At 71.5% G+C, this 13866-nt stretch carries 18 protein-coding genes; 12 read left to right on the top strand and 6 right to left on the bottom strand.

All coding sequences use genetic code 11. From position 1 onward, the window contains the following. The first annotated feature begins 43 nt into the window (after positions 1-43). The 4 genes from P2T37_RS01365 (at position 44) to P2T37_RS01350 (ending at position 4959) form a co-directional block, all read left to right on the top strand. Entirely contained in the window at positions 44-2953 is a 2910-nt protein-coding gene (locus P2T37_RS01365) for an oligosaccharyl transferase, archaeosortase A system-associated (RefSeq protein WP_276234943.1), read from the top strand. A 1-nt stretch (position 2954) separates the two neighbouring features. After that, a complete protein-coding gene (locus tag P2T37_RS01360; protein ID WP_276234942.1) occupies positions 2955-3917 on the top strand; it encodes a DUF368 domain-containing protein in 963 nt (320 codons plus the stop codon). Positions 3918-3947: 30 nt separating this feature from the next. Then, complete coding sequence (locus tag P2T37_RS01355; RefSeq protein ID WP_276234941.1) at positions 3948-4451, top strand: gamma carbonic anhydrase family protein; 504 nt, start codon at positions 3948-3950, stop codon at positions 4449-4451. A 61-nt stretch (positions 4452-4512) separates the two neighbouring features. Next, the gene (locus P2T37_RS01350; protein WP_276234940.1) at positions 4513-4959 is read left to right on the top strand and encodes a universal stress protein; all 447 of its coding nucleotides are present in this window, start codon (positions 4513-4515) and stop codon (positions 4957-4959) included. On the opposite strand, the gene P2T37_RS01345 is transcribed toward P2T37_RS01350, so the two are convergent. After that, positions 4960-5160, bottom strand: coding sequence for a hypothetical protein (locus tag P2T37_RS01345; RefSeq protein WP_276234939.1), 201 nt, complete (start codon positions 5158-5160; stop codon positions 4960-4962). It abuts the gene before it with no gap. Between the two features lie 75 nt (positions 5161-5235). Further along, positions 5236-5409, bottom strand: coding sequence for an HEWD family protein (locus P2T37_RS01340; protein WP_276234938.1), 174 nt, complete (start codon positions 5407-5409; stop codon positions 5236-5238). 80 nt (positions 5410-5489) lie between these two features. Here P2T37_RS01340 and P2T37_RS01335 point away from each other — a divergent pair, with 80 nt between their 5' ends. From P2T37_RS01335 to P2T37_RS01325, 3 genes are all read left to right on the top strand, one after another. Beyond that, positions 5490-6071 (top strand): YbhB/YbcL family Raf kinase inhibitor-like protein, encoded by a 582-nt coding sequence (locus P2T37_RS01335; RefSeq protein WP_276234937.1) that lies wholly within the window; start codon positions 5490-5492, stop codon positions 6069-6071. A 40-nt stretch (positions 6072-6111) separates the two neighbouring features. Beyond that, positions 6112-6669 carry a class I SAM-dependent methyltransferase gene (locus P2T37_RS01330; RefSeq protein WP_276234936.1) on the top strand — a complete coding sequence of 186 codons (558 nt, stop codon included), beginning with the start codon at positions 6112-6114 and terminating at the stop codon, positions 6667-6669. Positions 6670-6776: 107 nt separating this feature from the next. Then, positions 6777-6917, top strand: a complete 141-nt coding sequence (locus P2T37_RS01325) for a rubrerythrin-like domain-containing protein (protein WP_276234935.1) — start codon at positions 6777-6779, stop codon at positions 6915-6917. 7 nt (positions 6918-6924) lie between these two features. On the opposite strand, the gene P2T37_RS01320 is transcribed toward P2T37_RS01325, so the two are convergent. Beyond that, the gene (locus P2T37_RS01320) at positions 6925-7380 is read right to left on the bottom strand and encodes a DUF7992 family protein (RefSeq protein WP_276234934.1); all 456 of its coding nucleotides are present in this window, start codon (positions 7378-7380) and stop codon (positions 6925-6927) included. A gap of 71 nt (positions 7381-7451) precedes the next feature. Here P2T37_RS01320 and P2T37_RS01315 point away from each other — a divergent pair, with 71 nt between their 5' ends. Then, positions 7452-7889: a universal stress protein gene (locus P2T37_RS01315; RefSeq protein WP_276234933.1), complete on the top strand. Its 438-nt coding sequence runs from the start codon at positions 7452-7454 to the stop codon at positions 7887-7889. Beyond that, positions 7886-8815, top strand: a complete 930-nt coding sequence (locus tag P2T37_RS01310) for a carbohydrate kinase family protein (protein WP_276234932.1) — start codon at positions 7886-7888, stop codon at positions 8813-8815. The genes P2T37_RS01315 and P2T37_RS01310 overlap by 4 nt, the downstream gene beginning before the upstream one ends. On the opposite strand, the gene P2T37_RS01305 is transcribed toward P2T37_RS01310, so the two are convergent. Continuing rightward, a complete protein-coding gene (locus P2T37_RS01305; protein WP_276234931.1) occupies positions 8810-9283 on the bottom strand; it encodes an acyl-CoA thioesterase in 474 nt (157 codons plus the stop codon). The two genes, P2T37_RS01310 and P2T37_RS01305, sit on opposite strands and share 6 nt — an antisense overlap. Before the next feature lie 80 nt (positions 9284-9363). Between P2T37_RS01305 and P2T37_RS01300 the strand changes: the two genes are divergently transcribed. Next, on the top strand, positions 9364-10383 hold the full coding sequence (locus P2T37_RS01300) for a PAS domain S-box protein (RefSeq protein WP_276234930.1): 1020 nt from the start codon (positions 9364-9366) through the stop codon (positions 10381-10383). Positions 10384-10418: 35 nt separating this feature from the next. Here the strand turns inward: P2T37_RS01300 and P2T37_RS01295 are convergent, their stop codons facing one another. Further along, entirely contained in the window at positions 10419-10979 is a 561-nt protein-coding gene (locus tag P2T37_RS01295; RefSeq protein WP_276236199.1) for a response regulator, read from the bottom strand. A gap of 78 nt (positions 10980-11057) precedes the next feature. Continuing rightward, positions 11058-11597: a response regulator transcription factor gene (locus tag P2T37_RS01290; RefSeq protein ID WP_276234929.1), complete on the bottom strand. Its 540-nt coding sequence runs from the start codon at positions 11595-11597 to the stop codon at positions 11058-11060. Positions 11598-11686: 89 nt separating this feature from the next. Between P2T37_RS01290 and P2T37_RS01285 the strand changes: the two genes are divergently transcribed. Continuing rightward, positions 11687-13228, top strand: coding sequence for a TraB/GumN family protein (locus P2T37_RS01285; RefSeq protein ID WP_276234928.1), 1542 nt, complete (start codon positions 11687-11689; stop codon positions 13226-13228). Beyond that, entirely contained in the window at positions 13225-13851 is a 627-nt protein-coding gene (locus tag P2T37_RS01280) for a zinc metalloprotease (protein ID WP_276234927.1), read from the top strand. Before P2T37_RS01285 ends, P2T37_RS01280 begins: the two co-directional genes overlap by 4 nt. Positions 13852-13866: the final 15 nt, after the last annotated feature.

Genomic DNA, 13866 nt, shown 5'->3' with positions numbered 1-13866 from the left:
AGAAGTCAGAAGGCTTATGCGCGTTTTGGGGCACGTGAAAGCAATGAGTAGCCGCTCCGAGCAACGCGCGGACGGCGGGGACCGGTCCGTCCTCGACCGGGTCCGCGACAGCTACCACGTCCCGCTATTAGCGCTCGCGGTCGCCTTCTCGCTGTGGGTGCGTACCCGCGGCTGGCGGAACTTCGTCGTCGACGGCCGCGTGCTCTACTCCGGGAACGACGCGTGGTACCACTACCGGATGGTACAGTACACCGTCGAACACTGGCCGTTCACGATGCCGTTCGACCCGTGGACGGAGTTCCCGACCGGCACCTTCGTCGGGCAGTTCGGCACCCTCTACGACCAGATCATCGCGACCGCGGCGCTCGTCGTGGGCCTCGGCTCGCCGACGACCCAGCAGGTCGCGATGACCCACCTGTTCGCGCCCGCGGTCTTCGGCGCGTTCGCGCTCGTGCCGGCGTACCTGTTCGCCCGGCAGGTCGTGGGCCGGGAGGGCGCGCTCGTCTCCGTGCTCTTCCTCACGCTCACCACGGGCCAGTTCCTCTCTCGCGGCCTCGTGGGCTTCTCCGACCACCACATCGCCGAGGTGTTCTTCATCCTCGTGGCCGTCGCCGCGGTCGCGAAATCGCTGCGCGTCTCGATGGCCGAGAAGCCCGTCTGGGAGCTCGTCACCGCCCGCGAGTTCGAGCCGCTGCGGCCCGTCGTCGCGTGGGGGGCGCTCGCGGGTCTCGGCATCGCGCTGTACCTCTGGACGTGGCCGCCGGGCGTCTTCCTCCTCGGCGTCCTCGGGCTGTTCTTCGCGCTCGCGGCCTCGGTGTACCAGGCCACTGGCGTCAGCCCCGACCACGTCGCCGCGACCGGAATCGTCGCGGGCACCGTCGCGGGCGTCCTGACGCTCGCGACCGTCGATACGTTCGACATCAGCGCGACGACGCTCTCGCTGCTCCAGCCGGCGCTCGCCTTCGCGCTCGCGCTCGGCTGTGTGTTCCTCGCCGGGTTCGCCCGCGTCTGGGACACCCGCGGGCTCGACCGCTCGCTGTACCCGGTCGGCGTCGTCGGCGTCGGTGTCGTCGGCCTCGGGCTGTTCGCCGTCGTCCTCCCGAGCACCTTCGGCTTCTTCGCCGACCAGGTGCTGCGCATCTTCGGTTACACCTCGACGGCCGGCAGCCGGACGGTCGCCGAGGCCCAGCCGGTGCCGCTCGAGTCAGTGTTCGCCTTCTTCTCGTCGTTCTACGGCTTCGGCCTGTTCACCGCCATCGCCGGCGGCGCGTTCATGGCGTACAAGGCCGCCGTCGCGGACGAGGCGCGCGCGGACCGGCTGTTCGTCCTCGTGTTGGCCGTCCTGCTGTTCCTCGCGGCCATCACCCAGCGCCGCTTCGAGTACTACTTCGCGATCCCGGTGGCCGTGCTGAACGGCTACCTCGCGGCCGTCGTCTTCGACCTCGTGGACCTCGGCGAGGCGCTACGGAACGCCGAGACGCCCTCGGGGTATCAGGTGATGGCGGTGCTCTCGGTCGTGATGCTCGTCGCCGCGCCGATGGCCGTCGGCGCGCGAACCGCCCCGAACGTCGCCAACGCCAGCGCGTCGCCCGGCGAGGTCGGCCTCTGGACCGGGAGCCTCGACTGGATGGAGGACAACACGCCCGAGATGGGCGCGTACGGCGACGGGAGCCCCTCCGACTTGGAGTACCTCGGCTCCTACGAGCGGACAGACGACTTCCAGTACGACGAAGGGGAGTACGGGACCCTCGCGTGGTGGGACTACGGCCACTGGATAACCGTCCTCGGCCACCGCGTGCCGAACGCGAACCCGTTCCAGGCGAACGCCGACTACTCGGCGAACGTCCTGCTCGCCCCGAACGAGTCCACGGCGACGACGCTGATGGAGAACGGCGGCTCCGAGGAGACCCGCTACGTGATGGTGGACTACCAGCTCGGCGTCCCCGGCACGCGCAAGTACGCCGCGCCGACCGCGTGGGAGGACCGCTACGGCCTCTCGCAGACGGACGCGCGGGCAGACAACGACATCGCCCGGACCATCTACAACGTCTCCTCGAACGGACAGGCGCGCGTCGCGTACAACATCAACACGCCGCGGGGCCAGGAGAGCCTCCGCGTGCGGCTGTTCCAGTACAACGGCGCGGCCCAGATACCCGACGACGGGCAGACGTTCGTCTTCGACTACGAGACGACCGTCAACGAGGGCCGGCTGTTCTACGTGACGCCGGCGAACGGCCCGGTCGTGCGGAGCTTCCAGAACCGGAGCGCCGCCGAGGAGTTCGTCGAGCAGGACGGCTCGGCACAGATCGGCGGGCTCGACGGCTTCCCGTCCGAGTACGTCCCCGCGCTCGAACACTACCGGCTGGTCCACGCGAGCCAGGCCTCGCGGTTCGACCGCACCTCGCGGAACATCTATCCGGCGGTGAAGACGTTCGAGCGCGTCCCCGGCGCGAACGTCACCGTCGAGGGGCCGGCGAACACGAACGTCACCGCGACGGTGCAGATGCGGATGACGACGCGTAACCAGACGTTCACCTACCGCCAGCGCGCGAGGACGGACGAGAACGGCGTCGCCGAGTTCACGCTCCCGTACGCCACGACCGGCGACGACGAGTGGGGGCTCGACGAGGGCTACACGAACACGAGCGTCGTGGCCGACGGCCCCTACGAGTTCGCGACCCCGCAGGAGACCAACGAGTCCACGCTGACGACGACCGTGTTCAACGCCACGGGCGACGTGAGCGAGGGCCAGGTGCTCGGCGAGGACGACTCGACCACGACGGTCGAACTGACCCGGACGGTCGTGGACGAGCCGGAGGGCGCGAACACGACGAACACGACGAACGACACGCAGGGCCTGCTCACGACGCCGACCGAGCCGACGGAGGACGACACCGCGGGCACCGCGGCGTCGCTCTCCGGGCCGACGACGTTCGCCGCACGCCCCGCGTAGGATGGACGACAGCGCCCGCACCGACGAGGCAGGCGGCGTCCGCGGCACGCTCGCCGTCTACCTGAAGGGCGTCTGTATGGGCGCTGCCGACGCCGTCCCCGGCGTCTCCGGCGGCACTATCGCGCTCATCGTCGGGGTGTACGAACGGCTGGTCGGCGCCATCACGGCGCTCGACCCCCGGGCGCTCGAACACGTCCCGCGGCTCCACACCCGCGACGGGCGCCGGGCGCTCTCCCGCGACCTCGTGGCGATGGACGTGCCGTTCCTCCTCGCGCTCGGCCTCGGCGTCGTCACGGCCGTCGCGGCGATGTCGGGCGTGATGCACGTCGCCGTCACGGAGTACCCCGTCGGGACGTACGCGTTCTTCTTCGGCCTCATCGGCGCGAGCGCGGTCGTCCTCCGCGACGAACTCGCCGTCCGGAACCCGCGGGGCGCGGCCGTCGCCGTCGCGGGGTTCCTGTTCGCCTTCCTGCTGTCGGGGGCGACCGCGAGCGCCGAGGGGAGCCACGCGCTCCCGGTTATCTTCCTCTCGGGAGCCGTCGCCGTCTCGGCGATGATACTGCCCGGGGTTTCCGGGTCGTTCATCCTCTACCTGCTCGGCCAGTACGAGTACATGACCGGAGTGCCCGGCGACTTCCTCGCGGCGCTGGTCGCCGCGGCGGGCGGCGACCCCTCGGGTGTCGTGCCGACCGGCACCGTCGTCGCGACGTTCGTGACCGGCGCGCTGCTGGGCCTCCTCACCGTCTCGCACGCCGTCAAGTACGCGCTGGCCAACTACCGGCGCGCGACGCTCACCTTCCTCGTCGCGCTCATCGTCGGGGCGCTGCGCGCGCCGGCCCTCGAAGTGGGCGGGAACGTGACGGCGTGGACCCTCCCGGTGACCGCGCTGGTCGTCGGCGCGGCCGCCGTCGGGGCGGGCCTCGTCCTCGGCCTCGACTACGTCACCGACGACCTCGACTACTAGGCTTTTGTCCGTCCGTCACGCGGGCGGGGTATGGTCGTTCGCTCGCTCGACGGCACGGAACCGGAGATACACGACTCGGCGTACGTCGACGAGACGGCGGTCGTCGTCGGCGACGTGACGCTCGACGCCGACGCCTCGGTGTGGCCCAACGCGGTGTTGCGCGGCGACCGCGGACACATCCGCGTCGGCGAGGGCGCGAACGTTCAGGACGGCGCGGTGTGTCACGAGGGCGCGGACCTGAAGCCGGGCGCGACCGTCGGGCACAACGCCGTCGTTCACGCCGCAACGGTGGGAGAACGCGCGCTCGTCGGGATGGGCGCGGTCGTGCTCGACCGGAGCGTCGTCGGCACCGAGGCGATGGTCGCGGCGAACGCCCTCGTCACGGAGGGGACGGAGATACCGCCGAACACGCTCGTCGCCGGCGTCCCGGCCGACCCCGTTCGCGAGTACGACGAGTCGCCGTGGGCCTTCGCCGGCGAGGAGTACGTCCGCCTGAAGGAGCGCCACCGCGACACCTCGACACGCGTCGAGTGACCGCGGCACCTGTGCTGACATGTCACGGTTCTTTTAACACGTCGGGTCGCCACTCGCCGGTATGACAGTTATCGCAGCCGTCAACGGCGAGTACGACGAGGACCCCGTCGTCAGGACCGGGTTCGACCTCGCGAAGGCGTACGGGGAACCGCTGCTCGTGCTCCACGTGATGAGCAACGACGAGTTCGCCGACCGACAGGACTCGACGCCCGACTACTACCTGGAGAACGCCGAGGAGACCGCCAGGAGCCTCGCCCGGCGGGTCACCCGGGGCACGCTCGGCGGTATCGGGGACACGCGCTTCCGCGGCGAGGTCGGCCCGGTGGCCGAGACGATCCTCGACGTGGCGCACGAACTCGACGCCGACTACCTCGTTATCGGGGGGCGCGACCGCTCGCCGGTCGGGAAGGCGCTGTTCGGGTCGGTCGCCCAGACCGTCCTGATGGACGCCGAGCGCCCCGTCGTCTCCGTGATGGAGGAGGGCGAGGTCTGGGAGGACGGGGAGTAGCTACGCCGCGACGAGGTAGGTCCGGCCGCCCTTCCGCTCGAAGTGGACCTCGGTGTCGGCCCGGCGGGCGTACGCCGCCACGCGAGCCGGCGGCACGTCCGACACGTCGAGGCTCGCGCCGCTGCCGACTATCCACGACGCGGGCGGCACGCCGTCGCTCTCCTCCCCGTCGGTTCGTACGGTGTCCACGCTGACGCTCATACTCGGTGGAGCGACCGCCACCGCCCTTAACGTCGGCCTAGCGCGCGGTGAAAGTGAAACTGAAACCGCCGGGGGTTACGTGCTCTCCGCGACGGGGTTGTAGCTCCCGTTGATGTCCCACTCGTGGATACAGGTGGGGGAGCCGCGCCGCCCGTCGATGACCCAGTTCTCCGTCTCGTCGTCCCAGCGGTCCCGCCGGCCGCATCGCTCGCACTCGCGCTCGGTCGGGGGGACGATGGTCGCGCTCATACGTTCGGGATGGACCGACGGCGGCTTGAAGCCGTCGCCGTTCGCGAGCCCTTTACCGGCCGCCCCCGTAGACGCGGCCAATGGTCGGACGACGACGCCTGCTTGCGACCGCCGGGGCCGCCCTCGCCGGGGGACTCGCCGGGTGTACCGACACCGAGGGGTCGCCCACGCCCGCGGCCCTGCGGTACTCGGTGCCCGCCTTCGCGGACGGGACGGTACCGGCGCGCCACACCTGCGACGGCGAGGGCGTCTCGCCGCGCGTGGTGGTCGACGCGGTGCCGCCGCCGACGGAGTCGCTGGCGCTCATCTGCACCTTCCCCGACGACGTGGCCTCGCAGGTGACGCTGTGGACGATGTGGAACCTCCCGCCGGACACGGCCGAGATACCGGCCGACGTGCCCGCGGCCCCGACGGTCGAGTCGCTCGGCGACGCACGACAGGGGACCAACGCGCGCGGCGACGTGGGGTACCTCCCGATATGCCCGCCGCCGGGGGAGCCGTACGACCACTGGCTCACGCTGTACGCCTGTCGTCGGGAGATAGCCCTCGACCCCGGCGCCTCGCGCGACGCGCTCGCGGAGGAACTGGAAACCGCGACGCTCGCGTCCCGGCGGGTCGTCGCCTCGTACACCCGGGAGCCGACCCCGTCCGAGGACGCGTGACTCCCGGGGCGGCTAAGTTCCCCGCCCGCGACCGCCCGGTATGGGCTTTCACACCTTCGACGCCGACCGGGCGGCCGTGCTCGACGACCCGGCCCGCTTCGCGTACTGCTCCGCCGAGGAGCTGTACGCGCTTCTCGCGCCCGCGCCGGACGCGACGGTCGCGGACATCGGGAGCGGCACCGGCCTCTACACCGACCGCGTCGCGGCGTTCGTCGGTCGCGTCCGCGCCGTCGACGTCCAGCCCGAGATGCACGACCGCTACCGCGAGAACGGCGTCCCCGACAACGTCGACCTCGTGACCGCCGAGGCCGCGGACCTCCCGTTCGCGGACGGCGAACTCGACGGGGTCGTCTCGACGTTCACGTTCCACGAGTTCGCGGACGAGGGGGCGCTGGCGGAGCTCCGGCGCGTCCTCGCGCCCGGCGCGCGGGTCGCCGTCGCGGACTGGTCCGGGGCCGGCGCGGGCGCGGACGGCCCGCCGCTCGGGGAGCGGTTCTCCGCGGCCGAGGCCGAGTCGATGCTCGCCGACGCCGGGTTCGACGTCGGGCCGACGAGCGAGCGGCGCGAGACGTTCACCCTCGGCGCGCGACGGAACTGACCGAACGTCCACCGCGTCGCGAGTACCTTAGTCGCCTACTAGGCGCTAATACGACGGAATATCACATTAGGGAAGGCGTTTACTTGCTCGGAATGTGACTCAGTGACATGCAACACAACCCGGCGGACCTCGACGTCTCGACCTACGAGTGTTACGAGTGCGGCACGCGCGTCGAGAGCGAGGCCCACCAGGGCACCTGCCCGGACTGTGCGGGGTCGGTGCGCAACATCACCGTCGTCCGCGAGTAGTCGGTCGTCAGAAGTCGGGGAGGTCCTCGGGTGCCTCGAACGCAGACTCCCACTCGATGTACTCCTCCTTCAGCACGTCACAGACGGTTCCCCCGAGCTCCGTCAGCCCGGCGTTGACGGTCGAGACCGTCGTCCACGAGTCGAGTTCGGGGTGGAGGTCGCGCTCCTTCCAGTCCTCCGGGATGCCCGGCGCGTGGTAGCCGACGCGGTCCGCGAAGTCGTCCCAGAAGAAGTCGAACCCCTCCGTCATCCCGAGGTCGGCGACGACGGCCCAGTCGTCCTCGTCCATGTCGGTGGTCGCGGCCCACTCGCCGAACGCCTCCTCCCACGCGCCCGCGTCCAGCAGGTCCTGTAGCTCCTCGCGCCGGTAGTCGTCGCTCCCGGGGTCCGTGTCGTCGTACTCGCCGGCGTCCCGGCCGACGGCGAGGCGCGGCGGGGACGGCGGGTCGACGTCGAGGCTCATACCCCCGGAAGGCGCTCGCGGGGCATAAACCGGCGGGTGTCTTTAGGTTCGGGGCCGTCCTCGTGGGTGACATGACGACCGTCCTCGTTCCGTACGACGATTCGCCGATGGCCGAGCGCGCGTTCGAGCGGGCGCTCGCGGACTACCCCGACGCCGACGTTCACCTGCTCCGCGTCATCGACTTCGCCGAGGCCAGCTACGGCGTCCCCATCGAGGGGGGGACGGCCGGCTACCTCGACTCGTGGGAGCGGTCGGTCCGCGAGGACGCGGAGGCGTCGTTCGAGGCGGCCCGCGAGACGGCCGCGGAGCGCGACTTCGCCGGGGAGATACACTCGCACGTCGAGACCGGGCCGCCGGCACGCACCGTCGTCCGGTTCGCCGAGGAGCACGGCGCCGACTACGTCGTGATGGGGAGCCACGGCCGCTCCGGCGCCTCGCGCATCCTCCTCGGCTCCGTCGCCGAGGGCGTCGTCCGCCGCGCGCCGTGTCCGGTCCTCGTTGTCCGGTGACCCGCCCCGACTTCGGCCGCGTCGTTGCCTGCCCGGACGGCAGCGTCGATACCTTCGTCCACGTCCACGACGTGAACGGACGCGTGGAGTCGCGGGCGGCCTTCGGCCGGCGCGTCGCCGCCGGCGAGCGGTCGTTCCGGTTCGTCCCCCGGCGGCGCGCGCCCGGCGGCCAGTCGGTCACGGCCGCGCGGCAGGCCGACCGCCTCGGCGCGGCGACGACCCTGTTCGGCCACTGCGACGACCCGCTGTTCGAGTTCCCCTTCCGCGTCGAGTCGCTCGGCGACCCGGCCGCGGTTACCGTCTGCACCTTCGAAGGCGAGGACCTGATGCTCGCGACCGACTCGTCGGCCCTCGCCGACTGCGACGCCGCCCGCCTCCGCGACGCGGGCACGTACGACACGCCGGCGGACGCTATCTGTGTCAGCAACGCGGTGTCGGTCCCGGGCATCGGCGACGTGCTGCGCGGGTTCGGCCCCGGCGACGCCCCCGTCGTCTTCGACCCCGGCCCGATAACGGGTATCGACCCCGACCGCGCGCGCCGGCTCGGGGCCACCCTCCGCGACCTCGCGGCGGGCCGGGAGGTCGTCGTCACCCCGAACGCCGACGAGACGGAGGCGTTCGCCGCCGCGCTCGGGGTCGCCGCCGAGGCACCGGCGGAACCGCTCCGCGACGCGCTCGGCGTCGCGGCCGTCGTCGTCCACGCCCACCCGGCCTCGGTCGTCGCGGACGCCGACGGAACCCGGGAGGTCCCCGCGCCGGACGTGGAGCGCACCGCGCGCACGGGCGGCGGCGACTGCTTCGTCGGCGGCCTGACCGCGGCGCTGTCCGGCGGATGGGACCTCGACCCCGCGGTCGAACTGGCGAACCGGTGTGCCGCCTACCGGGTCTCGACCGACCGCATCGGCGGCCGCGCGGACCTGCTATAGCCGGTCGGCGTACTCCTCTAGCTGCGCGCGGCGCTCCTCCAGCGCGCGCTCGCGCAGCGCCTCCTCGTTCGCCGTCTCGCAGGCGACCTCGGGCACCTCGGTCGGCCGTCCGTCCCCGTCCAGCGCGACGAAAGTGAGAAACGAGGTGGTCGTCGCGCGCGACTCGCCGGCCTTGGGGTCCTCCGCGCGCACCTCGACGCGCACGTCGATACTGGTGCGGCCGACGTTGAACACGTACCCCTCGATGACGGCCACCTCCCCGAGGTCGATAGGCGCGAGGAAGTCGACGTGGTCCACCGAGGCGGTGACACACTGCTTGCCGGAGAAGCGCATCGCCGCGATGGCGGCACAGATGTCCATCCAGTGGAGCACCGCGCCCCCGAGCGCGCGCCCGAGGTTGTTCGTGTCGTTCGGGAGGAGCAGTTCCGTCATCTCGGTGTACGAGTCGCTGAGCCGTGCCGAGGACATGGCCGACCCACACCCCGCCACGGAAAGGCCGTTGCGGTCGCGCCCTCGATTTTTATATAGGCCGCTTCTGTCCGAACGGTATGTCCACGGAGCGGCGCGGCGGCGACGGTGACGACGGTAACGGGGTGAGCGACCGCTTCCGGAGCCTGTTCGAGAACATCCCGGCCGCCGCGGTCGAGGTCGTCTGGGACGACGGCACCTACGACGTGGTCGAGGTGAACGTGGCCTTCGAGGACGCGTTCGGCTACGACGCGCCCACGGTCGTCGGCAAGCCCATCGCCGACTACGTCACCCCCGACGACACCGACATCTCCGACGAGATACGTCGGCTCCGCGAGGGCGAACTCGTCCGGCGGACCGTCGAGCGCGAGACGGCCACCGGCCCGCGCACCTTCGAGATGAGCGCCATCCCCATCTTCGGCGGCGAGCGCGTCCTCGCCGTCTACTCCGACGTCTCGGAGGAGCAGCGTCGTCAGCGCTACCAGCGGGTCCTCACCCGCGTGCTCCGACACACGCTCCGCAACGAGATGAACGCCATCTCCGCACACGCAGAGACCATCGCCGCGCAGGTCGACGACCCGGACCTCGTCGAGTCGGCGGAGACCATCCACGAGGCCGCGCTCGACGTGGCGGCGCTCGACGAGAAGGCCCGCATCGTCGAGACCGAACTGGAGGCGGCGCCCGGCGCCGGAACCACGGACGTGGCGAAGCTCGTCCGCGAGGTGACGAACGAGGTCGGGCGCGAACACGGCGTCGCCGTCGAGATAGCCCTCCCGGAGACGCTCCCCGTCCAGGCGGACAGCCGGCTGCGACACGCCGTCTCGAACGTCATGGAGGACGCCGCGGACCGCGGCGCCGACCGCATCCGGGTCGCCCACGACCGCGACCCGGAGCGCCGGCGCGTCGACGTACGCTTCGTCGACGACGGCGAGGCGGTTCCCGAACAGGTGCGCGCGGTCATCACCGGGGAGACGGAGCCGTCACAGCTCGCCCACAGCGACGGCCTCGCGCTGTGGATCGTGAAGTGGGTCGCGGAGGGGCGCGGCGGCAGCGTCGCGTTCGACGACGAGGCGCTGTCGCTGTCGCTCCGCTCGGCCTGAGCCCGGCGGGGAGGACTTCTCAAAAGGTACCTCGTTCAGAGGTTGCGGACGGTCTTCGCGAAGGTGTCGTGGTCCATCTCGCCGACGGTCTCCTCGGTCTCGCTCTCCAGCTCGGCAAGCCGCGACTCCAGGGCCGCGTAGGCGTCGCTGTCGGCGAGCTCGCCCGGCGCCTTCCGCTGTTCGAGCCGCGCCTTCTTCTCCGCGACGCGGAACCGCTCGCGGACCGTGTCGTCGTGGTCGGCGAGCGCGAGCAGTTGGTCCACCGTGTCGAGCAGCTGCTCGCGCTCGACCGGCTTCGTGAGGTAGGTGTCGAACGGCATGTCGATGATGTCGAAGTCCGGGTCGACGGCGGTCACCATCGCGACGCGCGGGTCGGCCTCGCGCTCGGCTATCTCGGCGAGCACCTCGTCGCCGGAGAGCCCGGGCATCCGCCGGTCGAGGAGCACGGCGTCCACGTCGTCGTCGAGCAGGTCGAGCGCCTCCGCGCCGCCGGTGGCGACGCGGACCTCGTAGCCGTCCGAGAGCCAGAGACCGTACCCCTCGGCGACGCTCTCCTCGTCGTCCACGACGAGAACGACACGCTCCCCGTCGCTCACGGCGGTCCACCCCGTCTGCACGTCCGGTCGCTCATGTTACTACAGAAGTACGCCGGAGCACCGTTTGAAAGTAGGGGGTCACACCGACGGCCGCCCCTCGATGTCCGCGGCGCGCTCTATCGCCGCGAGCCGGGACTCCAGTTCGTCGATGCGGTCGTTCAGTTCGGCCACCTCCTCGTCCGCGCCGTTCGTCTCCACTTCGAGGACGTTCCGGCGCACGCGGAGCGAGGTCAGCTCGTAGAAGCGGTCCGCGTACGTCGAGAGCGCGGCCAGCCGCTCGACCGTCGCCCTGAGTTCGTCGCGCTCGACCGGCTTCGTCAGGTACGCGTCGAAGGGGAGCGCCGCGTCGCCGCGCTCGGGGTCGACGGCGGTCGCCATCGCCACGCGACAGTCGGCGTCGCGCTCGCGCAGCGCGCGCAACACCTCGTCGCCGGAGCGGCCGGGCATCCGCCGGTCCAGGACGACGACGCCCGCGCCCGCGACCTCGGCCAGCGCCTCGTCGCCGTCGGTCGCGACCCGGACCTCGTAGTCGTCCGCGAGCCACGTCGCGTACCCCTCCGCGACCCGCGGCTCGTCGTCGACCACCAGCACCGACGGGTCGTCGGAGTCCTCGGTCACGCCCCGAGAGACGCCCGCCCCGGCAATCAAACGCGGGGGCGGCGACGCGGCCCGACAGCTACAAACGCCCGGCGGCGAACGTGGGGGTAATGAGCGAACAGGCGTCGTCGCCGGCCGGCGAGGTCCGGGTGGTCGGCACGGCCCACGTCTCCGCCGACAGCGTCGCCGAGGTCGAGGGGGTCATCGCGGCCGAGCGGCCGGACGTGGTCGCCGTCGAACTCGACGAGGGACGCTACCGGCAGCTGAAGGGCGAGACGCCCGACGACCTCGACGCGGCGGACCTGCTTCGCGGCAACACCGTCTTCCAGTTCCTCGCCTACTGGATGCTCTCGTACGTGCAGGCGCGCCTCGGCGACCAGTTCGACATCACGCCGGGCGCCGACATGCTCGCCGGCATCGAGACGGCGGAGGAGCTCGGCATCGACGTGGCGCTCGTCGACCGCGACATCCAGACGACGGTCCAGCGGTTCTGGGCGCGGCTGTCGGCCGTCGAGAAGCTGAAGCTGGTCGGCTCGCTCGCGCTCGGCGCGGGGGAACCGGGGGCGGTCGCCGTCGGGCTCGGCGGGGCCATCGCCGCGTTCCTCGCGGTCCCGGTCGTCGCCTTCCTCGGTCCCGTGCTCGTCCCGGCCGTCTCCCTGCCGGCGCTCGGTCTTCCGGGGGTCGCCGCCGGGCTCGCGGAGAGCGCCTTCGGGCTCCTGCTCGGCCTCATCGACTTCCTCGCCGTGGCCGCCGTCGGCGCCGCCCTCCTCGCGCCGCCGCTGTACCTGCTGTTCGCGCTCACCGCCCCGGACGAGGAGTACGAGGAGCTCGACATGTCCGACCTCACCGAGGCCGACGTGGTAACGGCGATGATGGAGGAGTTCCGGCAGTTCTCCCCCGGCGGCGCGGAGGCGCTCATCGACGAGCGCGACGCCTTCATCGCCCACCGGCTGGTCGCGCTCCGGGAGTCCGGCCAGCGGGTCGTCGCCGTCGTCGGTGCCGGCCACCGCGAGGGCATCGAACGCTACCTCGACGCGCCGGAGACGCTCCCCCCGATGGAGTCGCTCGTCGGCACGCAGTCGTCGGGCTTCTCCGTGTACAAGGCGTTCGGCTATCTGTTCACGCTCGGCTTCTTCGCCTTCTTCGGCCTGCTCGTCATGGCGACCGTCACCGGAGTCGAGGGCGCATCCAGCGACCTCCTGCTCCGGCTGTTCGGCACGTGGTTCATCGTCAACGCGGTCTTCTCGGCCGGCCTCGCGAAGCTCGCCGGCGCGCACTGGTCGTCGGCGGGCGTCGGCGGCGCCGTCGCGTGGCTCACCTCCGTCAATCCCTTGCTCGCGCCCGGCTGGTTCGCCGGCTACGTCGAGCTCCGCTACCTGAACGTCAACGTCGCCGACATCGGCACGCTCAACGATATCATCGGCGACGAGGAGCGGCCCGTCCGCGACCTGCTCGCCGACCTGCGGGAGGTGCCGCTGTTCCGGCTCATCGCCGTCGTCGCGCTCACCAACGTCGGCTCGTTCATCGGCTCGTGGTTCTTCGCCAGCGTCCTGCTGCCGGAGGTGTTCGAGGGGTACACCCTCAACGACGTGCTCCGGCTCATGGTGCAGGGCGCGAGCAACAGCATCGACATCATCGCGGGGCTGCTGTGAACCTCACCTTCGCTCCCGAGGAGGTGCGCGACATCGCCGCCGCGTGGCTCCTGCTGTCGCTCGCGTTCGCCTTCTTCATGATACGGCTCTCCGGGCGCGCGCTGCTGCCCGACCCGACGACCGTCCCGCCCGTCTTCCTCGCGACGGTGTTCGGCGCCTCCGTCGCCACCGTCGGGGTCGGCTTCCTCTGTCACGAGCTCGCACACAAGGTCGTCGCGGTCCACTACGGCCAGGTCGCCGCCTTCCGCGCCGACTACGGGATGCTCGGGCTGGCCGTCCTCGGCGGGCTGGCGGGCTTCATCTTCGCCGCCCCCGGCGCGGTCCACCACCGCGGCTACCTCACGCCGCGCGAGCACGGCCTCATCGCGCTGGCCGGCCCCGCCGTCAACGTCGCGCTCGCGTTCGCGTTCGCGCCCCTGCTGCTGTTCGGCGGTCTCGCCGGCTCCGTCGGCCAACTCGGCGTCACCATCAACGGCTTCCTCGCCGGCTTCAACATGATTCCCTTCGGCCCGCTCGACGGCGCGACCGTCCGGAAGTGGGACACGGGCGCGTTCGCCGTCAGCTTCGCCGTCTGTGCCGGCCTCGGCGCGGTCGCGTTCCTGTTCGTCGGCTTCCCGTTCTGAGCGCCGGCGACGAAA

Source organism: Halosegnis marinus (assembly GCF_029338355.1).
In the GTDB taxonomy this organism is placed as follows: Archaea; Halobacteriota; Halobacteria; order Halobacteriales; family Haloarculaceae; genus Halosegnis; species Halosegnis marinus.
Note: the sequence above shows the minus strand (reverse complement) of the source record. Positions and strands in the feature narration are given on the sequence as shown.